This is a genomic window from Methyloceanibacter marginalis (assembly GCF_001723295.1).
Lineage (GTDB): Bacteria > Pseudomonadota > Alphaproteobacteria > Rhizobiales > Methyloligellaceae > Methyloceanibacter > Methyloceanibacter marginalis.
In genome coordinates, this window is record NZ_LPWD01000204.1 from 1 (window position 1) to 1,264 (window position 1,264).

The following is a 1,264-nucleotide window of genomic DNA, read 5'->3' on the forward strand; positions in this document are numbered from 1 at the left end:
GCCGCGCGCGGGCGCGCGCAAACGGGCCGCCCACCTAAGCTGCAGCAGGATCGCGGCCTTTCGCGTGCCCCGCGCAGTCCCTCTTTGCCTCGTGCCGCAAGGCAGCGAGACGTTTCGGCGTGTCTGCTTCTCCCCGGCATGACGAAGTAGTATGGAGCAAGCGCTCAAGATACGAAGCTCGGGCCGCCCGAAGGAGAGTCGCTGATGTTCGAAGATCCGCTGTTTTGGCTGTTCGTGGGCCCGGGGCTGTTGCTCGGCCTCTACGCGCAAGCCCGCATCAAGGCGAATGTGGCCAAATATGCGGAAGTGCCGACGCAAAGCGGCGTCACGGGCGCCGAAGTCGCGCGGCGGCTTCTGGATGCGCAAGGCCTGCAAAACGTGAAGGTCGAGCCCACCGAGGGCGTGCTGTCGGATCATTACGACCCGAGCGCCAAGGTGCTCCGCCTCTCGCAGAAGGTCTATTACACGCCGAGCGTCGCCGCCGCCGGCATCGCCGCGCACGAGGCGGGCCATGCGCTGCAGGATGCGGAGGATTATTTCCCCATGGAGGCGCGCACTTACATCGTGCCGGTGGTGCAGCTCGCCTCGCAAGTGGCGCCTTGGGCGTTCGTGGCGGGGCTGATGCTGCAGTGGAACACGCTAACCTGGATCGGCGTCATCCTGTTCGGCTCCTCGTTCTTCTTCGCGCTGCTGACCTTGCCTGTGGAGTTCAACGCGAGTTCCCGGGCGAAGGCGCTCTTGGTCGGCCACGGCATCGTGGGGCGCGATCAGATCGAGGGTGTCGACAAGGTGCTCGATGCGGCGGCCTGGACCTATGTGGCGGCGGCGGTCTCGGCCGTCGGCGTCTGGCTGTTCTATATCTTCATGCTGTTGGGGCGCGGGCGCAGCGCCTCGGCTGCGCGGTGATGATCGTGCGCTCAAGTAGCGAAGCGGTAGCGCGGATAAAAATGCGCTCGAGTAGCGAAGCGGCGGCCCTGACTCCGCTCATGCCCGCGAAAGCGGGCATCCAGCACATCAAAAAAAACAGGGGCGATGAGCGGCAATCCTACTCGACGATCGGCTCGCCGGGATCGTCCACGGAATCGGTCGGCACCGGCGCGACCTCGACTTCCGTCACGCCGTCCTCGACCATGCCGAGCTTGCGGGCCGCTTCCTTGGAGACGTCGATGATGCGGCGTCCGCATACGGTCCGCGGTCGTTGACCCGGACCACGACGGTGCGGCCGTTCTCGACGTTCTCGACCTCGACCTTGGTGCCGAAGGGC

The 1,264-nt window shown here is 65.7% G+C and carries 2 protein-coding genes; one reads left to right on the forward strand and one right to left on the reverse strand.

The window, feature by feature from the left end; translation table 11 throughout:
• Positions 1–204: 204 nt before the first annotated feature.
• A complete protein-coding gene (locus tag AUC71_RS08410; protein WP_069623908.1) occupies positions 205–906 on the forward strand; it encodes a zinc metallopeptidase in 702 nt (233 codons plus the stop codon).
• A gap of 139 nt (positions 907–1,045) precedes the next feature.
• Here the strand turns inward: AUC71_RS08410 and AUC71_RS20235 are convergent.
• Positions 1,046–1,264, reverse strand: a 219-nt coding sequence (locus AUC71_RS20235) for a hypothetical protein (protein WP_204376677.1), incomplete at its 5' end; no start/stop codon positions are given.